At 57.8% G+C, this 26,381-nt stretch carries 23 protein-coding genes; 11 read left to right on the forward strand and 12 right to left on the reverse strand.

What is annotated here, in order from left to right:
* Nucleotides 1–124: 124 nt before the first annotated feature.
* The 6 genes from AC2FGE_RS11965 (at nt 125) to AC2FGE_RS11990 (ending at nt 7,010) form a co-directional block, all read left to right on the forward strand.
* Nucleotides 125–526, forward strand: a complete 402-nt coding sequence (locus AC2FGE_RS11965) for a MerR family transcriptional regulator (RefSeq protein WP_170532003.1) — start codon at nt 125–127, stop codon at nt 524–526.
* Between the two features lie 45 nt (nt 527–571).
* Nucleotides 572–2,353: an acyl-CoA dehydrogenase C-terminal domain-containing protein gene (locus tag AC2FGE_RS11970; RefSeq protein WP_480540549.1), complete on the forward strand. Its 1,782-nt coding sequence runs from the start codon at nt 572–574 to the stop codon at nt 2,351–2,353.
* A gap of 113 nt (nt 2,354–2,466) precedes the next feature.
* Nucleotides 2,467–3,105, forward strand: a complete 639-nt coding sequence (locus tag AC2FGE_RS11975; RefSeq protein WP_496819441.1) for a glutathione S-transferase family protein — start codon at nt 2,467–2,469, stop codon at nt 3,103–3,105.
* A gap of 11 nt (nt 3,106–3,116) precedes the next feature.
* Nucleotides 3,117–4,328, forward strand: a complete 1,212-nt coding sequence (locus AC2FGE_RS11980) for an acetyl-CoA C-acetyltransferase (protein WP_496819442.1) — start codon at nt 3,117–3,119, stop codon at nt 4,326–4,328.
* Nucleotides 4,328–4,816 carry a cupin domain-containing protein gene (locus tag AC2FGE_RS11985; protein WP_496819443.1) on the forward strand — a complete coding sequence of 163 codons (489 nt, stop codon included), beginning with the start codon at nt 4,328–4,330 and terminating at the stop codon, nt 4,814–4,816. Before AC2FGE_RS11980 ends, AC2FGE_RS11985 begins: the two co-directional genes overlap by 1 nt.
* Nucleotides 4,809–7,010 carry a 3-hydroxyacyl-CoA dehydrogenase NAD-binding domain-containing protein gene (locus AC2FGE_RS11990; protein ID WP_496819444.1) on the forward strand — a complete coding sequence of 734 codons (2,202 nt, stop codon included), beginning with the start codon at nt 4,809–4,811 and terminating at the stop codon, nt 7,008–7,010. Before AC2FGE_RS11985 ends, AC2FGE_RS11990 begins: the two co-directional genes overlap by 8 nt.
* 53 nt (nt 7,011–7,063) lie before the next feature.
* On the opposite strand, the gene AC2FGE_RS11995 is transcribed toward AC2FGE_RS11990, so the two are convergent.
* The 3 genes from AC2FGE_RS11995 to AC2FGE_RS12005 form a co-directional block, all read right to left on the reverse strand.
* Nucleotides 7,064–7,825 carry a Hint domain-containing protein gene (locus tag AC2FGE_RS11995; RefSeq protein WP_496819445.1) on the reverse strand — a complete coding sequence of 254 codons (762 nt, stop codon included), beginning with the start codon at nt 7,823–7,825 and terminating at the stop codon, nt 7,064–7,066.
* A 190-nt stretch (nt 7,826–8,015) separates the two neighbouring features.
* Nucleotides 8,016–8,672, reverse strand: coding sequence for a sulfotransferase family 2 domain-containing protein (locus AC2FGE_RS12000; RefSeq protein WP_496819446.1), 657 nt, complete (start codon nt 8,670–8,672; stop codon nt 8,016–8,018).
* Nucleotides 8,669–9,604, reverse strand: a complete 936-nt coding sequence (locus AC2FGE_RS12005) for a DMT family transporter (RefSeq protein ID WP_496819447.1) — start codon at nt 9,602–9,604, stop codon at nt 8,669–8,671. The genes AC2FGE_RS12000 and AC2FGE_RS12005 overlap by 4 nt, the downstream gene beginning before the upstream one ends.
* 128 nt (nt 9,605–9,732) lie before the next feature.
* On the opposite strand from AC2FGE_RS12005, the gene AC2FGE_RS12010 reads away from it, so the two are divergent.
* A complete protein-coding gene (locus tag AC2FGE_RS12010; protein ID WP_496819448.1) occupies nt 9,733–10,746 on the forward strand; it encodes a hypothetical protein in 1,014 nt (337 codons plus the stop codon).
* A 6-nt stretch (nt 10,747–10,752) separates the two neighbouring features.
* Here the strand turns inward: AC2FGE_RS12010 and upp are convergent, their stop codons facing one another.
* From upp to AC2FGE_RS12040, 6 genes are all read right to left on the reverse strand, one after another.
* Entirely contained in the window at nt 10,753–11,385 is a 633-nt protein-coding gene (gene upp / locus AC2FGE_RS12015; protein WP_480827736.1) for a uracil phosphoribosyltransferase, read from the reverse strand.
* The gene (locus AC2FGE_RS12020; protein WP_496819449.1) at nt 11,382–12,368 is read right to left on the reverse strand and encodes an adenosine deaminase; all 987 of its coding nucleotides are present in this window, start codon (nt 12,366–12,368) and stop codon (nt 11,382–11,384) included. The genes upp and AC2FGE_RS12020 overlap by 4 nt, the downstream gene beginning before the upstream one ends.
* The gene (locus tag AC2FGE_RS12025; protein WP_496819450.1) at nt 12,365–13,576 is read right to left on the reverse strand and encodes a phosphopentomutase; all 1,212 of its coding nucleotides are present in this window, start codon (nt 13,574–13,576) and stop codon (nt 12,365–12,367) included. The genes AC2FGE_RS12020 and AC2FGE_RS12025 overlap by 4 nt, the downstream gene beginning before the upstream one ends.
* Nucleotides 13,573–14,880, reverse strand: a complete 1,308-nt coding sequence (locus AC2FGE_RS12030) for a thymidine phosphorylase (protein WP_496819451.1) — start codon at nt 14,878–14,880, stop codon at nt 13,573–13,575. The genes AC2FGE_RS12025 and AC2FGE_RS12030 overlap by 4 nt, the downstream gene beginning before the upstream one ends.
* A gap of 4 nt (nt 14,881–14,884) precedes the next feature.
* The gene (locus AC2FGE_RS12035; RefSeq protein ID WP_496819452.1) at nt 14,885–15,277 is read right to left on the reverse strand and encodes a cytidine deaminase; all 393 of its coding nucleotides are present in this window, start codon (nt 15,275–15,277) and stop codon (nt 14,885–14,887) included.
* Nucleotides 15,278–15,368: 91 nt separating this feature from the next.
* Nucleotides 15,369–16,472: a cupin domain-containing protein gene (locus AC2FGE_RS12040; RefSeq protein ID WP_496819453.1), complete on the reverse strand. Its 1,104-nt coding sequence runs from the start codon at nt 16,470–16,472 to the stop codon at nt 15,369–15,371.
* A 268-nt stretch (nt 16,473–16,740) separates the two neighbouring features.
* Here AC2FGE_RS12040 and AC2FGE_RS12045 point away from each other — a divergent pair, with 268 nt between their 5' ends.
* The 3 genes from AC2FGE_RS12045 to AC2FGE_RS12055 all read left to right on the forward strand — a co-directional run bounded on the left by AC2FGE_RS12045 (nt 16,741) and on the right by AC2FGE_RS12055 (nt 22,672).
* Nucleotides 16,741–19,014: an NADP-dependent malic enzyme gene (locus AC2FGE_RS12045; protein ID WP_496819454.1), complete on the forward strand. Its 2,274-nt coding sequence runs from the start codon at nt 16,741–16,743 to the stop codon at nt 19,012–19,014.
* A gap of 251 nt (nt 19,015–19,265) precedes the next feature.
* Nucleotides 19,266–21,155, forward strand: a complete 1,890-nt coding sequence (prpE, locus tag AC2FGE_RS12050; RefSeq protein ID WP_496819455.1) for a propionate-CoA ligase PrpE — start codon at nt 19,266–19,268, stop codon at nt 21,153–21,155.
* Nucleotides 21,156–21,232: 77 nt separating this feature from the next.
* A complete protein-coding gene (locus AC2FGE_RS12055; protein WP_496819456.1) occupies nt 21,233–22,672 on the forward strand; it encodes an amidase family protein in 1,440 nt (479 codons plus the stop codon).
* A gap of 256 nt (nt 22,673–22,928) precedes the next feature.
* On the opposite strand, the gene AC2FGE_RS12060 is transcribed toward AC2FGE_RS12055, so the two are convergent.
* Nucleotides 22,929–23,690 carry an NAD kinase gene (locus tag AC2FGE_RS12060; protein WP_496819457.1) on the reverse strand — a complete coding sequence of 254 codons (762 nt, stop codon included), beginning with the start codon at nt 23,688–23,690 and terminating at the stop codon, nt 22,929–22,931.
* A 168-nt stretch (nt 23,691–23,858) separates the two neighbouring features.
* Between AC2FGE_RS12060 and glyA the strand changes: the two genes are divergently transcribed.
* On the forward strand, nt 23,859–25,154 hold the full coding sequence (gene glyA / locus AC2FGE_RS12065; RefSeq protein ID WP_496819458.1) for a serine hydroxymethyltransferase: 1,296 nt from the start codon (nt 23,859–23,861) through the stop codon (nt 25,152–25,154).
* Between the two features lie 149 nt (nt 25,155–25,303).
* Here the strand turns inward: glyA and AC2FGE_RS12070 are convergent, their stop codons facing one another.
* Both AC2FGE_RS12070 and AC2FGE_RS12075 read right to left on the reverse strand, forming a co-directional pair.
* Nucleotides 25,304–25,588 (reverse strand): YiaA/YiaB family inner membrane protein, encoded by a 285-nt coding sequence (locus AC2FGE_RS12070; protein WP_496819459.1) that lies wholly within the window; start codon nt 25,586–25,588, stop codon nt 25,304–25,306.
* Between the two features lie 42 nt (nt 25,589–25,630).
* The gene (locus AC2FGE_RS12075; protein ID WP_496819460.1) at nt 25,631–26,314 is read right to left on the reverse strand and encodes a PspA/IM30 family protein; all 684 of its coding nucleotides are present in this window, start codon (nt 26,312–26,314) and stop codon (nt 25,631–25,633) included.
* Between the last annotated feature and the right edge of the window lie 67 nt (nt 26,315–26,381).

Below are 26,381 nucleotides of genomic sequence, written 5' to 3' on the forward strand. Positions count from 1 at the left end.
TGGATGTTACGTCAACTTTGAAATGACGCAGCGTCGGGATTACGTAAACGTCATTCTCATGTTGTAAAGCAGACAACGACTACGCAACTCGTGTCGCATGACACCAGTGACGAGAGTATGACGAATGACCGAAGATCTTATGACCATCCGCGAGATGTGCGGGACCTATGATGTCACACCACGTACTTTGCGGTTCTACGAAGCCAAGGAACTGCTGTTCCCGATCCGCGAGGGTCAGAAACGCCTGTTCACCAAACGCGACCGCGCGCGGCTGAAGTTAATCCTGCGTGGAAAACGGTTCGGCTTTAGCCTGGAAGAAATTCGGCAACTTCTGGATTTGTACCATGTGGGTGATCAACAGCTGACCCAGATGTCGCGCACCTACGAGATTGCGTGCGAACGTCTGGCCGACATGGAATCACGCCGCGAAGAGCTGACGCAGGCGATTGACGATCTGAAAGAACAATTGCGTTGGGGAGAGAAAGTCATCTCTTCAATGAAACAAGACAAGAAGGCGGCCGAATAACATCGACCGCCTATCACCCGGACATCTGAATTAAGGGAGCTTCACATGCCCGTTTACAACGCGCCAACCAAAGACACGCAGTTCATCCTGCACGACGTTCTGAAAGTCTCGCAGTCGGATATCCCCGGCTATGACGAACTGGAAGCCGAGTTTACCGGCGCCGTTCTGGAAGAAGCCGGCAAGGTCGCCACCAATGTTCTGCATCCGTTGAACGTGGTGGGTGACACCGAAGGGTGCCGGTTGGAAAACGGGATTGTGTACACGCCAACCGGATTCAAAGACGCCTTCGAGCAGGTGAAGGAAGGTGGCTGGACTGGCCTTGACATGCCGGAAGAGTATGGCGGCCAGAACATGCCTTATGTCATCGGCACCGCAGTAGGTGAGATGTTCTCGGGCGCAAACCAAGCGTTTGTGATGTATCAGGGCCTGACCCATGGCGCGGCCTCGGCTATTTTGGCCCATGGGTCGGAAGAGCAGAAAAACACCTATCTGCCCAACATGGTTAGCTGCGAATGGACCGGCACCATGAACCTGACCGAACCGCATTGCGGCACCGATCTGGGCCTGATGCGCACCAAGGCGGAACCGCAGGGCGACGGCAGCTACAAGATTTCCGGCCAGAAGATCTTTATCTCGGCGGGTGATCACGACATGGCCGATAACGTCATCCATCTGGTCTTGGCCAAAATCCCCGGTGGTCCTGAGGGGATCAAGGGCGTATCGCTGTTCATCGTGCCGAAATTCATCGTGAACGAAGACGGTACTCCGGGTGAGCGCAACGGTGTCTCGGTCGGCAAGATCGAAGAAAAGATGGGCATCCACGGCAACTCGACCTGCGTCATGAACTATGACGAAGCCACCGGCTGGCTGCTGGGCGAGGAGCACAAAGGCATGCGCGCCATGTTCACCATGATGAACGAAGCGCGTCTGGGTGTGGGCATGCAAGGCTTGTCGCAGGCCGAAGCTGCGTATCAGAACGCTGTAGAATACGCCAAAGACCGCCTGCAGGGCCGTGACGTAACAGGTGTGAAAAACCCGGACGGCCCCGCCGATCCGCTGATCGTGCATCCCGACATCCGCCGCAACCTGATGGATCAGAAAAGCTTCACTGAGGGCGCGCGTGCGTTCATCTTGTGGGGCGCAACCATGATCGACAAGGCGCACCGTTCGGGCGACAAGGACGCGGACGGGCTGATCTCGTTGCTAACACCGGTCATCAAGGGCTTCCTGACCGACGAAGGTTACGACATGACCGTTCAGGCGCAGCAGGTTTACGGCGGCCACGGTTACATCGAAGAATGGGGCATGTCGCAATACACCCGCGATGCCCGTATCGCGATGATCTACGAAGGCGCAAACGGCGTTCAAGCGCTGGATCTTGTGGGCCGGAAACTGGCGCAGGATGGCGGCAAGCACGTCATGGCGTTCTTCGATATGGTCAAATCCTTCTGCAAGGAAAACGCAGGCCAGAACGAAGCTTATGACAAAGCCTTTATCGAACCGCTGAAAGCCGCGTCGAAAGACCTGCAAGCGGCTGGCATGTACTTCATGCAGGAAGGCATGAAGAACCCGAACAACGCTCTGTCTGGGTCTTATGACTTCATGCACATGTTCGGTCATGTTTGCCTGGGCCTGATGTGGGCGCAGATGGCGAAGGCTGCTCAAGATGCGCTGGACGGTGGGGCCTCGGACAAAGAGTTCTACGAGACCAAGATCAACACCGGCCGTTTTTATATGGCCCGTCGCCTGCCCGCGACCGCCATGCATCTGGCTCGCATCCAGACCGGTGCCGACACTGTGATGGCGCTGGACGCGGTGAACTTCTGATCTCAATCTGGTCCTTGGGCTCTGATCCGAGGACCAGATAACCCCGAGCTCCGTCGGAGTGCTCGGGGAACGTATCAGGATAACGTGCAACATGCCTTGGGAGGGGCGCTCGCATGACCATAAAACTGCACTGCTTCGGTGAAAGCGGCAATTCGTACAAAGCTGCTTTGGCGCTGGAAATGTCTGGCCTTGAGTGGGAGCCGGTCTTTGTCGATTTCTTCAAAGGTGTCACTCGCAGCCCTGAGTTCCGCTCGGACGTCAATGTAATGGGCGAAGCGCCTTTCCTGATCGACGGTGATTTCAAAACCTCCCAGTCTGGCGCCATTCAGGCTTATGTCACCGAGAAATCCGGCAAGTTCGGTGGCAAGACTCGGGAAGAAAACTACGACATTCTGCGCTGGGTGCTGTGGGACAATCACAAGCTCAGTTCGATGGCGGGCGTGACCCGTTTTCTGATCAATTTCCTCCCCGAAGAACACCGCAATGCCGATGTGATTGCCTTCAACCAAGGTCGTCTGAAAGTGGCCTACGATGTTCTGAACACCCACCTTGAGGGCCGCGACTGGATTGTTGGGGACGGCGTGACCAACGCCGATCTCAGCTGCTGCGGCTACCTCTACTATCCCGAACCATTCGGCTTTGACCGTGCCGACTGGCCCAATATCGATGCCTGGCTGACTCGCCTTTCCGAGCAGCCCGGCTGGAAACACCCCTATGACCTGATGCCCGGCAACCCGTCGGATCGAGCTTAAGGAGAAGACCCATGACCGAAGCTTACATTTATGACGCCCTGCGCACACCGCGCGGCAAGGGTCGCAAGGATGGCAGCCTGCACGAAGTGACCTCGGTGCGCCTGTCCGCCTTGACCCTGAACGCGATCAAGGAACGCAACAACCTCGAAGGTCACGCCGTTGAGGATGTGATCTGGGGCAACGTCACCCAGGTGATGGAGCAAGGCGGCTGTCTGGCGCGCTCGGCGGTTCTGGCCTCTGACCTAGACCAGTCGATCCCCGGACTGGCGATCAACCGCTTCTGTGCCTCGGGCATGGAAGCCGTGAACCTTGCCGCTAACCAAGTCAAAGGCGGCGCGGGCGAAGCCTATATCGCTGGTGGTGTTGAGATGATGGGTCGCGTGGCCATGGGCAGCGACGGTGCCGCGATTGCCGTAGACCCAACACTGGCAATGGACACCTACTTTGTACCGCAGGGCATCTCGGCCGATATCATCGCAACCGAGTATGGGTTCAGCCGCGACGACGCGGACGCGTTGGCGGTTGAATCGCAGAAACGCGCGGCTGCGGCTTGGGAAGACAACCGGTTTGAGAAGTCGGTCATCACCATCAAGGACCAGAACGGCCTGACCATTCTGGATCGCGACGAATACATGCGCCCCGGCACCGACATGCAAAGCCTCGGCGCGTTGAACCCATCCTTCCAGATGATGGGTGAGCAGATGCCCGGCTTCGACAAGGTCGCGATGCTGAAATACCCGCATCTGGAGCGGATCAACCACATCCACCACGCGGGCAACAGCTCGGGCATCGTGGACGGCTCGGCCGCTGTTCTGATCGGCAATAAGGAATTCGGTGAGAAATACGGCCTCAAGCCACGCGCCCGCATCAAGGCGACCGCGAAGATCGGCACCGACCCGACCATCATGTTGACCGGCCCGGTTCCGGTGACCGAGAAAATCCTTGCCGACAATGGCATGCAGATCAGCGATCTGGACCTGTTCGAAGTGAACGAAGCCTTCGCGTCGGTCGTACTGCGCTTCCAGCAGGCGTTCGACGTCGATCCGGCGCTGGTAAACGTCAATGGCGGCTCGATCGCGATGGGTCACCCGCTGGGCGCAACCGGTGCGATGATCATCGGTACACTGCTGGATGAGCTGGAGCGTCAGGACAAGGAAACCGGCCTGGCCACGCTCTGCATCGCGTCCGGCATGGGTGCAGCAACCATTATCGAGCGGGTCTGATGCCCAAGCTGAATCTCTCTCAGATCCCGTTTCAGGGGGGATCGTCCTATCCCGGGAAACTGGCCGATGCGACTGCGGGTCGTTTCGTTCAGCGGATCGGAGATGAGGGCGGTCTGACTCAATACGGGGTCAACATAGTGCGGCTGGAGCCTGAGGGGATGTCCTCGCTGCGCCACTACCACATGGAGCAGGACGAGTTTGCCATCATGCTCAGCGGCGAATGCGTGCTGATCGATGATGATGGCGAACACCAGATGCTGCCCGGTGACTGCGCCGCATGGCCAGCAGGTGAAGCCAACGGCCATCACCTTGTGAACAAAACCGATGCGCCCGCGACCTTTTTGGTGGTGGGCACACGGACCCCGACCGAGACCGGCTATTACAGCGACATAGACATGATGGTGAAGTTTGATGCCGACGGCTTTCACTTTACCCGCAAAGATGGCAGCCCGCTGACGGCTGACCAGATTGGAGATGACAATGACTGATTTCACTCTGACCAAAGACGCAGACGGCGTCGCAACGATCACCTGGGATGTCCCCGGCAAAACCATGAATGTTATGTCCTTTGACGGGCTGGCGCAGCTGAGCGATTGCATCGATCGGGCACTTGCGGACGATGAGGTCAAAGGCATTATCGTCACCTCTGGCAAAGACGGGTCGTTTGCGGGCGGCATGGACCTGAACCTGCTGGCTGTTATGAAGGAAGAAGCGGGCGACAATCCCGCCAAGGGCCTATTTGATGGCACGATGCGGATGCACGCCCTGCTGCGCAAGATCGAGATGGCAGGCATGGACCCCAAAACCAAGAAAGGCGGCAAGCCGATTGCCACCGTTCTACCCGGCACCGCTGCGGGCATTGGTATGGAATTACCCCTGTCCACGCACCGCATCTTCGCGGCTGAGAACCCCAAGGCCAAATACGGCCTGCCCGAGATCATGGTCGGCATCTTCCCCGGCGCGGGCGGCACCACGCGGATGGTCCGTAAGGTCGGCGCGATCGCGGCTGCACCGCTGCTGCTGGAAGGCAAGATGCTGGACGTCAAGAAAGCCAAGGGCGCAGGTTACATTGACGAGATCGCCGCCGACCCGATGGCCGCAGCCAAGGAATGGGTGCTGAACGCCAAGGACGCCGATCTGGTCAAGCCTTGGGATGCCAAAGGTTACAAGATGCCCGGCGGCGCGCCCTACCATCCCGCAGGCTTCATGAATTTCGTCGGCGCTTCGGCGATGGTGAACGGTAAGACCCAAGGCGCATTCCCGGCAGCAAAGGCTTTGCTAAGTGCAGTTTATGAAGGTGCTCTGGTCGATTTCGACACCGCCTTGAAGATCGAAGCGCGCTGGTTCACCAATGTCCTGATGAACCCCTCGTCCTCGGCCATGATCCGGTCGCTGTTCCTGAACAAGGAAGCGCTGGAGAAAGGTGCAGTACGTCCGAAGGATGTGCCAGATCAGCGCGTTAAGAAAATCGGCGTTCTGGGTGCAGGCATGATGGGTGCCGGGATCGCGCTGGTGTCGGCGCAGGCCGGGATGGAGGTTGTGCTGATCGACCGTGATCAGGGGGCCGCGGACAAGGGCAAAGCCTATACCGAGACCTATCTGGACAAGGGTATCAAACGCGGCAAGGTCACGGCGGAGAAGAAAGAGGCCATGCTGGGCCTGATCACCGCGACCCCGGATCTGGATCACCTGAAAGGCTGTGATCTGATCATCGAGGCCGTATTTGAAGACCCCGGCGTGAAGGCTGAGATGACCAAGAAGGTCGAGGCAATCATCCCCGAGGATTGCATCTTTGCCTCGAACACCTCTACCCTGCCGATCACCGATCTGGCGAAGGCCTCCGTTCGGCCCGAGCAATTCATTGGCATCCACTTCTTCTCTCCGGTGGAGAAGATGTTCCTGGTTGAAATCATCAAAGGCAAGGAAACTGGCGATCGCGCAGTTGCCAAGGCGCTGGACTATGTCCGCCAGATTCGCAAGACGCCCATCGTGGTCAACGATGCGCGCTTCTTCTACGCCAACCGATGCATCATTCCCTATATCAACGAAGGTCTGCGCATGATCACCGAGGGCGTCAGCCCCGTTCTGATCGACAATGCCGCACGTCAGTTGGGCTTTCCAGTGGGGCCGATCCAGTTGAACGACGAGACCTCGATTGATCTGGGGGCCAAGATCGCGCGTGCCACCAAGGCTGCGATGGGCGATGCCTACCCGGAAAACCCCGGCGACGATCTGATCTTCTGGATGGAAGAAGAGGGCCGCTTGGGCCGTAAGGCGAACGCAGGCTTCTTCGACTATGACGAAAAAGGCAAACGGGTCGAATACTGGAAGGGTCTGGCCGAGAAGTACCCGCATGCCGAAGATCAGCCCGACCTGATCGAAGTGCAGGAACGTCTGATGTTCGCACAGGTTCTGGAGGCAGTTCGTGCGCTGGAAGAAGGCGTTCTGGAAGACATCCGCGAAGGCGATGTTGGCGCGATCCTGGCCTGGGGCTTTGCGCCCTGGTCGGGCGGCCCGCTCAGCTGGCTGGACATCATCGGCACGCCCTATGCAGCCGAGCGCTGCGACCAGTTGAGCAAAGCCTATGGCGAGCGCTTTGCCTGCCCGCCTTTGCTGCGTGAAATGGCGGAAAAAGGTCAGAGCTTCTATGCCCGCTTCGACCCTGAAGCAAAAGCAGCTTAACCAATAAAGATACAGGCGCGGACATCCGCGCCTGTATCTGACTTAGTGCTAAATTAAATCCGCCATTCAGACCGCAAGAACAGAACCGGTGAATTCGGTCGACCTGGGCGTCCCGGACGCCGCAATCCCGCGGGCGGGCGGATTGGGAATATCGGGTCCTGCGGGATCGGCGCGGGCAAAGCCCCCAATGGGTTGGCCAGAACCGAAACATCTCCTTTGACGGCGATCGAAGCGATCAGCGCCGCAGCCGCTGCATCATCAGCGACCTGATAGGGCGCTTGATCTCGCTTTGCCCCCATCCCGAAGCGACCCGCCGGGCAAAAGGCCTGCAGCCCGCCTTCGACAAAGATCACCTCATCCGTGTCAAAGAACAGCGTGGTCACCTGAAACGATGACCCCGGCACCTGTGACGACATCCGGCAGGAACCATTCAACAGTCGTGCAGGAATGACCGATACCCCATCCGCCTCTGGATCAAGCTTGCCAAGATCAACGGCCATACCCTGTTCGGGCATCAACCAGACAGGCCGACCGTTATAGGCTGCACGCGCAGGGACAAAGATCGGCATGTAATCGGCGCGGGTTTCATCGGCTGGAATGACGACGCAACAGGTCGAAACCCGACGCACTTCTCGAAATCCGTTATCCAGCGTTCGGACCAAATCGCCTACAGCGATGCGTTCGATCAGTTTCCAACCGCTTGTGGTCGCAACCTTGGTGCCATGCAACAGCCCCCCACGGCGGGCGTTTACGGCCTGATCAAGGTTGTTGTGATCAGCGTCAACAGGCTGATCCGAAAACTCAGAAAAACTCACTACTTCTAACACGTGCCCTACCCCCTTTGGCACAAACCAACACTGCATCATGGGTAGCACGGAAAATGTCGGAGTGACTTATTCCTGACATATTTGCGCCCAATTTGGGCCATTTAAGGCGAATTCCGCGCGGATTCCTTACACAAAAATATCCTGACCATTGTCTTTGGTTCAAATTTGGAAACTCGAGCTATGCAGGGCCGTCGAACAGATATCCGAATCTCTGAATATCTTCTGCGCAGGCCCGTGCAACCGCTTCGCGTGTCTTCGCCCCATAATACTGGCGGTAATCGCGGTCCCGTTCAGACCTGTTGAGATGTGGCAACGCCAAATCGAACCCAAGGTGATCGACCAAGTGTTTCGAATCTTCCCTGAAATGCTCAAGGCGGATGAAGGCGTCACATTTCTCGATCCCGTTGGACATGGTCACATACGTGCGGGCCGGGTTGTGTTGAAAGGTTCTTAGTGTGGCAGGGTGCAACACGAACCCCTCAAAATCCTGCTCTTGCGCGCGAGCCACATCCGCATGCTCAAAGTGCTGTGTCCGCAGCCAGTGATAGTAACTGACAATCCGATCCCACGGATTGCGGACCAAGGTGAAGACAAACATGTCCTCGATAGCCTGCGTCGACAAAACCCCGTCGATATCGGCCAAAGTCGAATGCTTCCACAACCGCCCCCGCGCGTTTAGTGACCTCGCCCGATGTCTGCGTTTGATTGCCTTGGGTGTATCCCCAAGCAGGATATCGTCCTTCATCGCCCGCTGCTCCAATGCTAGCGCAAGAGAGGTTCCCCCAGTCTTGGGCATATGCACAAATACATATCGGCGCCCGGTCGAGATAATCATGCGATCTCCTGCTCGGCCTGCGGACGACTGGATCGCCACCCCAACAGAACCCCTGCTGACGCAATCAACCCGATCCCGACGACCTGCATTGCGCCGATGGATTGGCCCAATGCGACCCAGGCAAACAGCGGACCGAACACCATCACCGAGTATTCAAACACCGCTACAAAGGACGGCTCGCCCACCTGATAGGCTTTGATCAGCATGAACACGGCAACAGTCGACCCTATAGCCTGCACCAACAACCATGGGATGGCAGGCTGGAACTCTCTGACAGCGCCGCGGGTGACGAACCCTTCGGCACCTTCAGGTGTGGCAACCGGAAAGGCCGTCAAGAACGCCATGCCGATGGCGCCCGCCAGCCCCAGCGTGATCACCATATTGGCCAGCAATGCCAAGGTGCTTTCTTCGGAGCACAATTGCCGCGTGGTGATCGAGCTGAGCGCATAAAGCAACCCACCCAGAATGGGCAGCAGGGTCCTTACGTCAAAATCCGTCGGGCTGGGCTGGAGCACACACAGGATACCGACAAAACCGATCGACACAGCCCCGATGCGCCAAGGTCCGATGGGTTGCTTCAATCCCAGCGCCGTTATCAGCAGCACAAATATCGGGGCGCTGAAAAGCCCGGCCAGGGCTTGGGCGATTGGCATCAATGCCAGAGAACCAAAATAAAACAACATGGCAAATGTGATCAGGACGCTGCGCAATATGACAGGCCCCCAGCGCTTGGGCCTAAGCGTGCCAAACCCGATCAGGGACAAGCCCGCAATCAGCGGCAGCATCAAAAGAGCGCGGCTTAGGTGAAACTGCCACAGGCCGATTGTGTCGGCCAACAGGATCACCACATTGTCGATGACCCCGATGATCGCCATCGCCCCCAGCATGAGGGCAGCGGCCAGTACCGGTGCGTTTCTTTTCCCTGCCTGCATATTTTTGACGATCCCGTTCCATGCCCCGCCATCCAGCACAATTGAACGTGCAGGCGCAACACGTTTGCGCCGTGCCTTCGCCGCGTGTTATGCTGTGGCAAAACAAATTTCGAGCAGACCCAACCCAGATGACGGCCCTGAAACAGTACCAGCGGATCGAAGCCACCGGTCTGTGGCGCCCTTCGCCCGATGAGCAGCGGCGCGAAGTTGTCGTGTCGATCGGAGAGGCGACGCTGACGATCTCGGATTTCAATGATCGCGCCTTGACCCATTGGTCATTGGCGGCATTGGAGCGGCAGAACCCTGGGACATATCCGGCGATATTCAACCCTGATGGCGACCCGGATGAAACGCTGGAACTGGCCGAGAGCGAAAAAACGATGCTTGAAGCCATCGACCGGCTGCAACGCGCCATCGACCGGGCCCGCCCGCATCCTGGGCGGTTGCGTTGGCTGAGCGTTGGTGGGGTTGTTGCGGCCGTTCTTGCGGTAATGTTGCTTTGGTTGCCAGGCGCGTTGCAAAGCCATGTTGTCTCGGTCGTGCCCGAGGTCAAACGGCAAGAGATCGGCGAGACGATCCTGAAACGGATCGAACGCGTTTCGGGCCGTGCTTGTGCCTCACGCGATGCACAGGACTCGCTGGACCGTCTGGCCCAACGAACCGGAGTGCGCCAGATCATCATTCTGCCTGCCGGTGTTCAGGACAGCCTGAGCCTGCCGGGCGGCACCGTTCTGCTGAACCGGTCCCTGGTCGAAGATCATGAGGATCCTGCCGTGGCCGCTGGATATATCATCGCTGAACGTACCCGTTCAGCGCAGCAGGACCCTCTGGATGATCTGTTGGACCGCACCGGTGCAACCTCGGCCTTTCGTCTTCTGACGACCGGAGGTCTGACATCTCAGATTATCGATACTTATACCGAACAGGTTCTGTCCGAACCGCGTCCTTCGGTGACGGACCAGGATTTGTTGGCGATGTTCGCACAGGCCGCCCTGCCCTCGACCCCCTACGCTTATGCGCGCGACATTACCGGCGAAACGGTGCTGGGGCTGATCGAGGCGGACCCGATGGCAGGGCGGACATTGGAACAGGTGTTGCCGGACCGTGATTGGGTCCAGCTTCAAAACATCTGCGGCGGATAAGCGGGGCTATTTCGTCCCGAACATCCGGTCCCCGGCGTCCCCAAGTCCAGGCATGATATAGCCCTTGGAATTCAGCTCACGATCCAGCGCGGCGGTCACGATATGCACGTCGGGATGTGCTTCTTTCATGCGTGCAACGCCTTCAGGGGCAGCCAGCAAGCAAAGGAACAGAATGTCGGTCGCGCCCGCCTCTTTCAGCAGATCAATTGCCGCGGCAGAGCTGTTGCCCGTGGCCAGCATCGGGTCCACCGCGATGACCAGACGGTCCTTCAGGCCTTCAGGTGCTTTGAAGTAATATTGCACCGGCTTCAACGTCTCTTCATCCCGGTAGAGGCCCACAAACCCCACGCGCGCTGATGGGATCAGTTCTAGAACCCCATCCAACATCCCGTTGCCCGCACGCAGGATCGAGACCAGCGCCAGCTTCTTTCCGGCCAGAATGGGGGCGTCCATCTCCTCCATCGGGGTTTCGATATGGCGGGTGGTCAGCTTTAGCTCGCGCGTGACCTCATAGGCCAGCAACAAGGTGATTTCGCGCAGCAACTGCCGGAACTCAGCGGTCGAAGTGCCCTTGTCCCGCATGAGCGTCAGTTTGTGTTGCACCAATGGGTGGTCAACGATGGTCAGGTGATCGCTCATGTGGTCTCCAGTCTTTTCTTGACCCGCGCGCGGGTGTCCTCATCGCAAAACGCGGCGTTCAGGGCGGTTTCATTCAAGGCGGCGAAGTCTTCGGCCTGCCAACCAAACGCTGCGTTCAGCATCTCATATTCGCGCCGCATGGTCGTGTGAAAAAACGGCGGGTCATCCGTAGATATGGTGACGTTCACGCCCGCATCCCGCAAGCGCGCAATCGGATGAGCAGCGAAATCCGGGAACAGGCCCAGTACCACATTCGATCCAGGGCAGACCTCAAGCGTGGTGCCTCGATCCGCCAATTCATGAACCAGATCAGGGTCTTCGATGGCGCGCACACCATGGCCTATACGCTCAACACCAAGTTCCCGCACCGCATCGCGGACGCTCTCGGGGCCGCCAAACTCACCCGCATGGGTGGTCAAGCGCAGACCCGCCTCACGCGCACAATCAAAGGCCCATTTGAAATCGCCCTGAGTGCCTACGGATTCGTTTCCACCCATTCCAAAGCCGGTGATCCAATCGCCAGCGGTTTCCGCTGCGCAATGGGCGCTTAGCTTGGACTGCTCGGGTCCGAAATGGCGCACACATGTGACAACCCCACGCAGGGTGATGCCAAACCTGCGCTCGGCCTCTTCTGCTGCGTCTTGGATGGCCGTCAGATAGTCGCGCCAGGCGTGTAGATCACCACCACCACAAAAATCCGGGCTGAGAAAGGTTTCTGAATAAACCACCCCATTTGCCGCGCTTTCTTCAAGGATCGCCAGCGTCAGGCGGCGAAAATCCTCGGGCGTTTTCAGGACCTCACAGGCCGCTTCATAAACGCATAGGAAATGGGCGAAATCCCGGAAATCATAGCTGCCATCGGGTTTGAAAATTCCGCTCAGATCGATGCGTTTTTCATGCGCCAACTGACGGATAAAGGCCGGCGGGGCGGCACCTTCATGGTGCAGGTGCAATTCAATCTTGGGCAGGTTGGCAACAGTCATAGAAAGCTCTTTCCCGGCCCTTGCACCGGTATGGTCAGATGGTGGGCGATGCTGGCGGCGACGTCTGCGAAATTGATCTGGCCGATCTGGCCCGCACCTGCCCCGACGATCAGCACTGGAACCTGCTCCCGAGTGTGATCCGTGCCGGTCCAACTTGGATCATTGCCGTGATCCGCGGTCAACAGAAGAAGGTCGCCGGGGCGCAGCTTTTGCAGAATCGTCCCAATCTCGCGGTCGAACCATTCCAACGCCCTTGCATAACCACTGATGTCGCGGCGGTGACCGTAAAGGCTGTCGAACTCGACAAAATTGGCGAAGGTCAGACTACCCTCCTCAGCCTCGTCCACCAGATCAGACAAATACCGCATCAACTCGGCATCCGAACCTTTGTGCAGCGTATCGATCCCCTGCATCGAGAAGATGTCGCCGATCTTGCCAACGGCATGCACGCGACAACCGGCATCCTGCACCCAATTGGTCAAAACCGGTGCAGGCGGCAGGATGGCAAAATCCTTGCGATTTGTGGTGCGTGTGAACCCATCTTCCGGTGAACCAATAAACGGACGCGCAATGACACGGCCCACTTTCATCTCATGCAGGCGCGGCGCCAGCGCTTTGCACATGTTCAACAGGCGCTCCAGGCCAAAGCTTTCCTCATGCGCGGCGATCTGGAACACACTGTCGGCCGAGGTGTAGCAGATCGGCCAACCAGTCCGCAAATGCTCGGCCCCCAATTCCGCAATGATCGCGGTGCCTGAGGCATGGCAATCGCCCAGAATACCCTCGGTCCCCGCGGCCTCGGCAGCAGCCCGACTTAGCTCGGCGGGGAAGGCCGGTTGCGTATCCGGGAAGAAATGCCAATCCCAAGGGACTGGCAGTCCGGCGAGTTCCCAATGGCCTGAGGGTGTATCCTTGCCCGGTGAAAGCTCGCGCGCGCAACCCCACAGGCCGGTCGGGTGCGCGTCCAAACCCGGTGTTGCATCGCCCGAGGCCAGACGCACCGCAGCGCCCAATCCCAGCACGTCCAGATTTGGCACGTTCAACGGCCCGGTTCGCTCGTCTTCAGCCAGACCTTGCGCACAAGCCTGGGCGATATGCGCCACCGTGTTGGCACCGGTATCCGGTATGTCGCCATTGAAGAACTGCCCAGCATCCGGAGCACCACCAATGCCAACTGAATCCATAACCACCAGAAAGGCACGGCTCATGCACTGATCCTTTCATGCACAAGATCGGGTGAAGCGATTGGTGCGCCATCAATCTGGATGGCTGCCAGCACACGCTCGGTTGCTTGCCGCGCTGCATCCTCTCGGGCCGCATGAATGGCGGCAAGCGGGGTGCCTTTCGTCACTTTTTCGCCCAAACGCACCATGTTCGACAGGCCCACGGCGGGATCGATCACATCGCTTTCGACCTGACGGCCACCGCCCAAAGCGACAACTGCAAGGCCCAAAGCCTCGCCATCAATGGCTGAGATATATCCGTCCTTCGGCGCTGGGACTTCGCGGATAACGCTGGCTTCGGGCAGGAAACGCTGCCAAGTGTCCACGAATTGCACAGGGCCACCTACTGCTGCGATCATCCGTCCGAACCGCTCAGCCGCGCGACCATCGCGGATGATATCGGCGATCTTATCCCGGCCCTGTTCGGCGGTTTTGCACATCCCCGCATCGGCCAGCAATACACCGCCAAGTTCCGCGGAAATCTCGGCCAACGGCGAAGAGGCATAACCCGTTAGGACCTTCATCACCTCAGCCACTTCAAGCGCATTACCCAATGACGGGGCCAAGGGCTGGTTCATGTCCGTAATCACGGCAGAGGTCCGACACCCTGCCGCGTTTGCAGTTTCGGTCAGCGCAGTGGCCAGTGAGCGGGCCTCTTCGAATGTTTTCATAAACGCACCGCTGCCAACCTTGACGTCCAGCACCAACGCATCCGGGCTGGCCGCCAATTTCTTGGACAGGATCGAAGCGGTGATCAGATCAAGGCTTTCTACCGTCGCAGTCACATCACGGATGGCATAAAGTCGTTTATCCGCAGGCGCGATCTGCCCCGTCGCACCGACAATTGCGGCACCAGTGTTTTTCAAAATCTGAGCTAGGCGGTCCTGCCCAATCTGCGTGGTAACGCCGGGTATCGCCTCAAGCTTGTCCAGCGTGCCGCCCGTGTGACCCAAACCGCGCCCCGAGATCATCGGGACATAAGCCCCGCATTCCGCCAATGCCGGTGCAAGCACCAGGCTGACGCAATCGCCCACGCCACCGGTTGAGTGTTTGTCGATCACCGGACCATCAACATCCCAGCTGAGCACATCGCCGCTGTCCCGCATTGCTACGGTCAGATCAGCGCGACCCCGGGCACCCAGACCGCCCATGCAGACGGCCATCGCAAAGGCACCCGCCTGCGCGTCGCTAACAGCACCATCGGCGAGGCCTTGCGCGAACCAGTTCAGCTCCTGAGCCGATGGAACCTCGGTCCGACGCAGCTTGGCGATGATCGAGCGGGCATCCATCTGGTCAGACGTCCTGCATATGAGAAGCGTCGAACGCGCCGGGCAGAAGGTCTCCGATGGTTGTTTCAAACTCGACGCCATCCGTGGTTGCCAAGGTTACCTTGACGCTGCGCGCACCAAACTCGGCCAGCTTTTGGCGGCACCCGCCGCAGGGCGGCACCGGCTGCGGGCTTTGGGCCACCACATAGACTTCGGCCAGTTCGGTCTCACCTGCGGCAACCATCGCGGCAATTGCCCCAGCCTCGGCACAGGTGCCTTCGGGATAGGCCACATTCTCAACATTGCAGCCGACATAGAGCGCGCCCGAGCCAGACAGGACCGCCGCGCCCACCTTAAAATTCGAATATGGCGCATGGGCGTTTTCGCGAACTTTCAGGGCGGCATCTTTGAGCGACATGGCGATTCCCTATTTTTGATCAACCGGTCAGAAAAACATACCTTACTGAAAAACTCCGGGGAAGTTGAACCCCTGAGCGTTTGTTTTTTGACTAATCCAGTGTCGTATTGAACGTTCCCGGCAAGGTGACCTCAAGCAATTCGATATTGTCGGACGGATCAGACAATCGGTTCCGCATTCCCGGCGGGATCACGAAGGCATCACCTTGCTCCAGCCTATAGGGTTCGCGACCTTCCCCTTCCAATGTGACCTCTCCATCCATCACGAAGGCAAAGTGAATATCGGTGTCGTGACGCGCCCAGACGGGCTGACCGTGCCCTCGACGCACGACCTGCACGCCGGCCACGCCTTTGGTGTTCTCGGCAATCGTCGTGTCGCGGCAGATATAACCCGGAAGGCGGAACGGCACCCATTCCGCATCCAGCGCCTTGTTATACACAAAGCGCTGGCCCTGCCATTCCCGTTCCGGGCGCAAATGCGGGGTCGGAAGCGTCATTTCATGATCAATCTCGGTCACATGTTCGGCCGGGACGCCAATCTCGATCACCTGCACATTATCTGAGGCTTCCAGCACGCGGTGGCGGATTTCCGGTGGCTGGATAAAACAATCGCCGGCGTTCAGGCGCATCTTGTCGCCCTGATCCTCATAAACAACATCGACCCAGCCATGGATGCAAAAGATCAGCTGGAACCCAACCTTGTGGAAATGCACCATATCCGGCACCGGACCACCGTCGGGAATGCGGATATGACTGGCGATGATCGAACCCCCCAAGCGATCCGGCACCAAATCGCGATAGTGCATCCCAGCCCGACCAATGATCCATGGGGCCTGATCCTTGAGTCTGCGAACCACAAAAGAATGCACCGTTTCTGGCATCACAAGAGGCGGATCAAGCTCTTCGATTTCAATGCGTGTGCCATTTGGCGCGACCAGCGCGCGCTTGCCTTCGGCAAAGCCATCGGGATCGTCCGTCAGAATACGCAAGGTGCCTGCTGGTTCCGGCGCATCCTTTTCAATCCGCAGCCGCAACCCATGCCCGGAAAACACCCCGACCCGAGGGTCATCGGCTGGATAGATCATATCCATCTTCATCCCCAACACTTTGGTGTAGAACGGGATATCCTCTCTCAACTCCTGCGTGGGCAGGCGGATTTCAGCGCGGATCGGCGAAGGAGTTACAGTTTGGCTCATCTTTGGTCTCTTCGGTCAGCAGTTTCGGCTATCCGATCAGAACCGTAGCCAAAATGCCAATCGAAAAGAACATTCCCGGCGCCAATCCGCAGTCAAATACGGCCTAATCTGGCAGCAACACCGTCGCAATCGGACCACAACGGGATCGCAGAAATCCGACCAGGCAGAGAAAAGACGTGATACTGATGTAGGAAGGTGACGCAGCGTAGCCAAGTCAAAACAAATAGTTTAACACTAAACCAAATCTCAAAACGGAGCCGTACCGCTGATGTCAGACTCAAGCAGCCAAAGACAAGCCGCACTCGACTATCACGCCCATCCGAAACCCGGAAAGCTTGAGATCAGGGCAACGAAACCCATGGCCAATGGCCGCGATCTGGCGCGTGCCTATTCTCCGGGGGTGGCCGAGGCCAGCCTTGAGATTAAAGCCGACCCCTCAAATGCCGAGCACTATACGGCGCGAGGCAATCTGGTGGGTGTCGTCTCAAATGGCACGGCTGTTCTGGGGCTGGGCAATATCGGCGCTCTGGCCTCCAAACCGGTGATGGAGGGCAAGGCGGTTCTGTTTAAGAAATTCGCCGGGATCGATTGTTTCGATATCGAACTGGACCAGCCCGACCCGGAAAAGCTGGCCAATATCGTCTGCGCGCTGGAACCAACCTTTGGAGCGATTAATCTGGAGGATATCAAGGCCCCGGATTGCTTTATTGTCGAAAAGCTGTGCCGCGAGCGTATGAATATCCCCGTGTTCCACGACGACCAGCACGGGACGGCGATTGTGGTCGGAGCGGCTGCCAAGAATGCGCTGCACGTTGCCGGTAAATCTTTTGAAGATATCAAGATCGTCTCGACCGGTGGCGGGGCCGCCGGGATCGCCTGCCTCAGCATGCTGGTCAAACTCGGTGTGAAGCGTGAAAACATCTGGCTGTGCGATATACACGGGCTGGTCTATGAAGGCCGCGAAGAGGATATGAACCCGCACAAGGATCAGTTCGCGCAAAAGACCGATCTGCGCACGCTGGATGACGTGATCGACGGCGCGGATCTGTTCCTGGGCCTCAGCGGTCCCAATGTGCTGAAGCCCGAGATGGTCAGCAGGATGGCCAAACAGCCGATTATCTTTGCTCTGGCCAACCCTACGCCTGAAATCCTGCCACAAGCGGCGCGCGAAGTGGCCCCTGACGCGATCATCGCAACGGGCCGCAGTGATTTTCCCAATCAGGTCAACAATGTCCTGTGTTTCCCATTCATCTTCCGGGGCGCGCTGGACGTTGGCGCGACCGAAATCAATGATGAGATGCAAATCGCCTGTGTGGATGGGATCGCCGAAATGGCCCGCGCCACCACAAGCGCCGAGGCTGCAGCGGCCTATAAGGGCGAACAGCTGACATTTGGGCCCGACTACCTGATCCCCAAGCCCTTTGACCCGCGCTTGGTGGGCGTTGTGTCATCCTCGGTCGCCAAGGCCGCGATGGACAGCGGGGTGGCAAAGCGCCCGATTGAGGATCTGGATGCCTATAAGGAAAAGCTGAACCAGACTGTCTTCAAATCCGCCTTGCTTATGCGACCCGTGTTCGAAGCCGCCGCTGCTGCCTCGCGCCGGATCGTGTTTGCCGAGGGCGAGGATGAGCGTGTCCTGCGCGCCGCTCAGGCTATTTTGGAAGAAACCACTGAAACGCCGATCCTGATCGGTCGCCCTGAAGTGATCGAGGCACGCTGTGAGCGGCTGGGCCTTACGATCCGACCCGGCACAGACTGCCAGATCGTAAACCCTGAAAATGATCCGCGGTATTACGACTATTGGAATTCCTACCATAAAATCATGCAACGCCAGGGTGTGACGCCCGATCTGGCCAAGGCCATCATGCGCACTAACACCACCGCCATCGGCGCGATCATGGTGCACAGGGGTGAAGCTGACAGTATGATTTGCGGCACGTTTGGTGAATACCGCTGGCACTTGAACTACGTCGAGCAGGTTTTGAACACAGCTGCTCTACACCCTCACGGTGCGTTGTCTCTGATGATCCTTGAAGATGGCCCGCTATTCATCGCGGATACTCATGTGCGTCAGTTGCCCTCGCCCGAGGAACTGGCCGAAGCAACCATCGGAGCAGCCCGGCATGTGCGCCGCTTTGGTATTGAACCCAAGATCGCCTTTTGCTCACAATCGCAGTTCGGCAATCAGGCGGAAGGGTCCGGCAAGCGCCTGCGCGCGGCCATCGAGATACTGGACCAGAAACCAAGGGATTTCATCTATGAGGGTGAGATGAACTTGGATACAGCGCTGGACCCGGATTTGCGGTCCCGCATATTCCCCGACTCGCGCCTGGATGGTGTCGCCAATGTGCTGATTTTTGCACATGCGGATGCTGCAAGTGGGGTTCGGAATGTTCTGAAAATGAAGGCAAACGGCATCGAGGTCGGACCAATACTTATGGGCATGGGCAACAAAGCTCATATCGTCACCCCGGCTATCACTGCCCGCGGATTGCTGAACATGGCCGCCATCGCCGGTACTCCGGTCGCGCAATATGGTTGAACTGGGCGCAAACTGGGCCGGCACGATTAAAGACCGAGTCGGCTCTTTGCAGCAGCAAGTTAGCAAATTTGCAATTTCAGACTTTCCTAAACTCAGACCATAAGTTTTCAGTGAGTTTGCAAAAATTTGCAGCCAATTCTGAACATTCCTGCAAATGTTTTGCGATAAACTGACGCGCCGTCACTTGCGCAGCTTGTCTGAAATGCAGACGGTCCCTAACAACAAGCGCATTGCTTTGGGAGGACGATGAATTGGCATATCAGGACGTTTACGACAGCTGGAAAAACAACCCCGAGGCGTTCTGGATGGACGCTGCAAAAGGGATCGACTGGGTTCAACCTCCGACCAAGGCTTTGTTTGACGACGACGCCCCTCTTTACGAATGGTTCAGCGATGCGCAGGTCAACACTTGCTGGAACGCTGTTGACCGCCATGTCGAAAACGGGCGCGGCGAACAGGCCGCGATTATCTATGACAGCCCGATCACGCATACCAAGCGCGAGATCTCGTATGTCGAACTGCGCAACCGTGTTGCCACACTGGCCGGAGCTCTGCGCGCCAAAGGCGTCGAGAAGGGCGACCGGGTCATCATCTACATGCCCATGATCCCAGAAGCGCTTGAGGCGATGCTGGCCTGCGCGCGCCTAGGTGCTGTTCACTCGGTTGTTTTTGGTGGGTTTGCCAGCAACGAACTGGCGGTTCGGATCGATGACGCGAAACCCAAGGCGATTATTGCCGCCTCTTGCGGGTTGGAACCGGGCCGTGTTGTACACTACAAACCGTTGTTGGACGGGGCCATCGAACTGTCCGAACACAAGCCCGAATTCTGTGTGATTTTTCAGCGTGAACAAGAGGTTGCACAGCTGATCAAAGGGCGCGATTTCAACTGGCATGGCTTCCAGTACGGCGTTGAACCCGCCGAATGTGTTCCCGTGGCGGGCAATGACCCGGCCTATATCCTTTACACTTCGGGCACCACTGGCGCGCCGAAAGGCGTTGTGCGCCCAACAGCCGGGCATCTGGTGGCGCTCAACTGGTCGATGAAGAACATCTATAATGTCGATCCGGGCGATGTGTTCTGGGCGGCTTCTGATGTGGGCTGGGTCGTTGGGCATTCCTATATCTGCTACGCCCCGCTGATCCACGGCAACACCACGATTGTGTTCGAGGGCAAACCTGTGGGCACACCAGATGCAGGCACCTTCTGGCGCGTGATTTCGGAACATAATGTGCGCAGCTTTTTTACCGCGCCGACTGCGATCCGCGCAGTCAAACGCGAAGACCCAAAGGGCGAGCTGCTTTCGACATACGATCTATCCTGTCTGCGGGCGCTCTATCTGGCGGGTGAGCGGGCCGATCCCGATACAATCATTTGGGCGCAAGACGCGCTTAAGGTTCCAGTGATCGATCACTGGTGGCAGACGGAAACCGGCTGGACCATCGCAGGCAACCCGCTGGGAATTGAGGAACTTCCAATTAAGCTAGGCTCTCCGGCCAAGCCGATGCCCGGTTATGATGTGCAAATCCTTGATGAAGGCGGCCATCCGATGAAACCGGGCGAATTGGGGGCGATTGCAGTAAAGCTGCCCCTGCCTCCCGGTACGCTGCCGACATTGTGGAATGCCGAAGCGCGATTCAAGAAATCCTATCTTGAACATTTCCCCGGCTATTATGAGACCGGCGACGCAGGCATGATCGACGAGGATGGATATCTTTACATCATGGCGCGCACCGATGATGTGATCAACGTGGCCGGTCATCGCCTGTCGACGGGCGGCATGGAAGAAGTTCTGGCCGCCCACCCCGATGTTGCCGAATGCGCGGTGATCGGTGTTTCGGATCAGTTGAAAGGCCAGATGCCGGTGGGTTTCCTGTGCCTGAATGCAGGCGCAACACGTGATCACGGCGATGTGGTTCAGGAGGTCGTCAAGATGGTTCGCGACAAGATCGGACCGGTCGCAGCCTTCAAATTGGCGGTTGTAGTGGATCGTTTGCCGAAGACGCGTTCGGGTAAGATCCTGCGCGGTACGATGGTTTCAATCGCAGATGGGCAGGACTACAAGATGCCCGCAACCATAGACGATCCGGTCATTTTGGATGAGATCAGAACGGCCCTGCAGACCATCGGCTACGCACAATAGAAAGGGGGCGGTTCGCACCGTCTCCTCTTGCAACCTGAAACAGGCCCCCTACTGTCGCTGGTAGACAGAGAGGGCCCATGACAAAAAGTGATATCTGGCGTCTCAGCGCGGCTGAGCTGACCGATCTGACCCATCGCGGTGATCTAAGTGCCGAAACCTCGGTTCAGGCGGCGATTGATCGGATGAATGCCGTAAATCCTGATCTTAATGCGGTGGTCGAATATCTGAGCACCGAGGCGTTGGAACGCGCCCGAGGGTTGGATCAGTTAAGGGCCAAAGGCGAAAACCCCGGCCCGCTTTATGGAGTGCCGGTCACGATCAAAGTGAATGTCGATCAAAAGGGCCACGCCACCACAAACGGCGTGGTCGCGTTGAAGGACGTGATCGCGCCAGATGACGCGCCGGTTGTGTCGAACCTGCAAAAGGCAGGTGCAATTGTGATCGGGCGCACGAACACACCTGAATTCTCGTTTCGCGCAGATACCGACAACCCGCTTTATGGCCGCACACACAACCCCTGGGGCCGTCATATCTCGGCCGGGGGATCCTCGGGGGGTGCGGGCGCTGCGGTGATGGCAGGCATCGGCGCGCTGGCGCATGGCAACGATATCGGCGGCAGCCTGCGGTTTCCGGCCGCTGCAAACGGGGCGGTCACGGTGAAACCCGGCCTGGGCCGTGTTCCCGCCTGGAACCCCAGCCAAAAGGCCGAGCGCGGGTTACTGGCACAATCCATGTCTGTTCAGGGGCTGCTCACCCGGTCTGCTGCGGATCTTCATCTGTCCATGCCAAGTCTGATTGCCGCGGACCCACGGGACCCCTTCCACGTGCCGATGTCCTGGCGCGGAGCGGCATTGGAAGGTCCGATCAAAGTGGCCTTTACCAAAAACACCTTTGGCTATGCCCTGCATGCAGAGGTCGAAAAGGCGCTGGACACGGCCAAAGACGCCTTGCTGGATGCAGGCTATAGGGTGGTTGAGATCGATCCGCCCGATGTGTTTGAGTGCGGACGCATCGGGTATCGCACCCTGATGGGAGAAGTTCTGACGCTTATGAAATCGGATGTTGAAGCGGCAGGATCACAAACCATCCGGGACATCTTTGATGTCTATTTTCAGGAATTCCCGCCCATCGTCGAAACCGAGCTGCTGCAGATGCTGGCCAAACGCAGCCACTATGCGCGCGAATGGTCCCTGTTCTTGCAGGACTATCCTCTGGTCTTGTCGCCCTTCCTGCCCCAGCCGTTTTTTAAACCAGACCGCGACACCGAAGGGGCCGGAGGTGTGCATGAGGTTCTGGGCTGCGCCGTTTATTCCTATGCGATGAACTTTTTGGGCCTGCCCGCCGCTTGTGTTCCAGCCCGGCTGGCAGATCTGCCCAATGGGCCACAGCCCATCAACATACAAATTGCGGCGCGTCGCTGGCGTGAAGATCTGGCCGTAGATGCTGCCGCAGCGATTGAGACGCGGGTCGGGCAGATGTGTTTGCCACTTTGGGACCAGATGGAAAGCAGCACTTAAGCCTTTGAAAAGAAATAGACCCCGGGGTATTTTGCCCGGGGTCCAGCTGCTTAAATGTGCCCGGATATCTGATGACGAGCGTAGCACCACCCACCCTCGCCAGCGCGAAATTTGCGCAATCATTCGAAAACGCCGTTTGGTGGCCACTCACTCCCACCATAGCGTGATCTCCGAGCCTGTTCAGATTAGCCAAACGTTAAAAAATCGAGTGTGAACTTCTTCACACAACGCCAAAAAAATCTCAAAAATTCGCGATCTATGTGAATTGCTCCGAGATCAAACGCTCTTCAAGACCATGGCCGGGATCAAACAAAATACGGTGTTTGATAGCAGGCTCGGATCTGATCTCGACCCAATCGATATCTGGAAACGAGACGGAATCCGCATCCGCCATCACGGGGCGTTTATCCGCATCCAACACGTCAAATCGCACCTTTGCAATCTTGGGCAAAAGCGCCCCGCGCCAGCGGCGGGGCCGAAATGCAGCGATGGGCGTCAGAGCCAGAACGTCCGCTCCAATCGGCAGAATCGGCCCGTGGGCCGAGTAGTTATAGGCCGTTGATCCCGCAGGCGTGGATAGAAGCGCCCCATCGCACATCAACTCTGTCATGCGTTCGCGCCCATCAACGCTGATCTTCAATCGCGCGGCCTGAGGCCCTGCCCGCAGCAATGAAACCTCGTTAATCGCCAGCGCCTGATGCAGCTTTCCCGATTGGTCCATCGCGCGCATGGCCAACGGATTGATGACCTCTTCCTGCGCATCTTCAAGACGGGCCAGCAGATCATCTTCGTGATAGGTGTTCATCAGAAAGCCGATGGTGCCCCGGTTCATACCATAAACGGGTGTATCGAGATGCTGCAGGTTCTTCACCGTCCGCAACATAAAGCCATCGCCGCCCAAAGCGACGACAACATCTGCATCGCGCGGAGCTGCGTTTCCATAGGTCTGGATCAGGCGATCACGGGCGTCCTGAGCCATTTGGGCATCGCTGGCAAGAAAAGCGATTCTCTTTTTCATAACGTCCGGTTTCCAGTGCTGCACATTTGGTTCCGAAACAAACATACCTTTCCTCAATAGGCCAGACTTGACGCCGCAGCTGGCCAAATCGTCGCTTTATTGCTTTTGCCTCAAGGTGGTTTCCTATAGGAAATCCGCAGCTAACTACCCCAGTTCTATGGAGCGCAAATGAACGCCAACATTCGTGATACGGGTTTTTTCACCCAATCCCTTGCTGATCGTGACCCCGAACTGTTCGGCTCGATCACATCCGAGCTGGGCCGCCAGCGTGACGAGATCGAGCTGATCGCGTCCGAGAACATCGTCTCTGCCGCCGTGATGCAGGCACAGGGCTCGGTGATGACCAACAAATACGCCGAAGGCTATCCGGGCCGTCGCTACTATGGCGGGTGTCAATTCGTCGACATCGCCGAGAATCTGGCGATTGACCGCGCGAAAGAGCTGTTTGGTTGCGACTTTGCCAACGTGCAGCCGAATTCTGGATCTCAGGCGAACCAGGGTGTGTTTCAGGCACTGATCAAACCGGGCGACACCATTCTGGGCATGAGCCTGGATGCGGGCGGTCACCTGACCCACGGCGCGGCTCCCAACCAGTCGGGCAAATGGTTCAACGCCGTGCATTACGGTGTGCGTAAACAGGACAACCTGATCGACTATGATGAGATCGAAGCGCTGGCGAAAGAGCATCAGCCCAAACTGATCATCGCGGGCGGCTCGGCCATTCCCCGCGTTATCGACTTTGCTCGCATGCGCGAGATCGCCGACATGGTAGGTGCCTATCTGCACGTCGACATGGCCCATATTGCTGGCCTGATCGCAGCAGGTGAACATCCCAGCCCCTTCCCCCATGCGCATGTGGCCACAACGACCACGCACAAGACCCTGCGCGGCCCGCGCGGCGGCATGATCCTGACCAATGACGAAGCGATCGCCAAGAAAGTGAACTCGGCCATCTTCCCCGGCATTCAAGGCGGCCCGCTGATGCATGTGATCGCAGCCAAGGCGGTGGCTTTCGGCGAGGCGCTGCGCCCCGAATTCAAAGGCTATATTCAGCAGGTCATCACCAATGCGCAGGCGTTGTCGGATCAACTGATCAAGGGCGGTCTGGACACGGTGACCCACGGCACCGACACCCATGTGGTGCTGGTCGACCTGCGCCCTAAAGGCGTCAAGGGCAACGCGACCGAGAAGGCGCTTGGTCGTGCCCATATCACCTGCAACAAGAACGGCGTTCCATTTGATCCTGAGAAACCGACCGTGACCAGCGGCATCCGTCTAGGCTCGCCCGCTGGCACCACCCGCGGCTTTGGAGAGGGTGAATTCCGCCAGATCGCGGATTGGATCATCGAGGTTGTCGACGGTCTGGCCGCCAATGGCGAAGACGGCAACGCTGCGGTCGAGACCAAGGTCAAGGCCGAAGTCGCAGAGCTTTGCGCCAAATTCCCGATCTATCCGAACCTGTAATCAGGTTCTGAACTAAAGAAAGCGGCGCCCGATGATCCAGGCGCCGTTTTTTGTCGGAAACGGGGCTCTCCCGCCCCTTTTGCGCGCATCGTATGCGCTGAAAGTGTTGGGCCATGCGCCGTGCCCTGTTGGGCCCGGCGCGGTTGGTGTCAGATATCCGGGTCGGTATCCTTGAGCGCATCTTCCAGCAGCTTTTCATTCCGCGCCTCTTCGATGCGATTGATCCGATCCTCGGCTGTGCGAGCATCAAAGCGGTACTTGACCACATTAATCAGGCTAAGCGTCAGAAGAACGATCCCCATGCCCCAATATCCTTTTGTGGCCAGCGGCACATCGGTGGACAGATACAGCGAGATCGCAAGCAAAGCATAAGCCACCACAACACCTGCACCGTTCAGCATCAGGATCAAACCGTTTTCGTTACGTGTATTCATTGTAAGTCTCCGTGAGAAATTCTTGTTCGGTTGAGATTGGATTTAGCTGTCTTGCTGCGTGCGAAGCCGGCTCAGCACATCGTCGGCGGTGGCACGGGTTTTCGGGCCGTAGCCGGCCTCTTCCATCCGCACAGATACCGTGCTGTGATCCAGGCTCGCATCGATTTCCCGCAGGATTTCGGATTGTTCAAACGGATCTTCTTGCTGCATCACGCGTGCGATAAGGGTTTCGGCTTCGTCAATCGGGCTGTCCCCGCCCAGTTGCCGGTTCAGTCGCCTTTGCAGCCCCTGTTCTCGTTTAACCGCCCGGGCGGATATTGCACCTTGTTTCAAATCCAAAATCCGACGGCTGGCTGCCTGTACGGAATGGCGCAGTTGAAGAATGCGCGCCTCTAACCGGTCCACAGTTTGCGACCGCACCGTCAGCTCATTTTCCAGATCAGCCACCGCCTGAGCGGCACTTTCCACCAGATCCTGACGCTCATCTGCCAATGCCTGACGCGCCCGGTTCATAAGGTCGTCAATCCGCGTCTTTAGTCCGTCGATCTGCCGCGTCTCATTGCGCTGCTTCTGGATCATGCTGGCCAGAGTGAGCTTGGCGGCTTTCAGGTTCTGCTCGGCCTCGCGGATTTTCTGGTCGATCAATTCAATTGAGTAGGTGTCGCGCAGGCGGTCTTCGGCCCGGGCGTTTGCCCCGTTAATCAATGTCTTCAACGTACTGAACATGTGCTCCTCCGATATATGAACATCGTTCAAAAATCGGATATAGAAATAGAATGAACAACGTTCAAGA

Source organism: Ruegeria sp. YTSA075 (genome assembly GCF_059610245.1).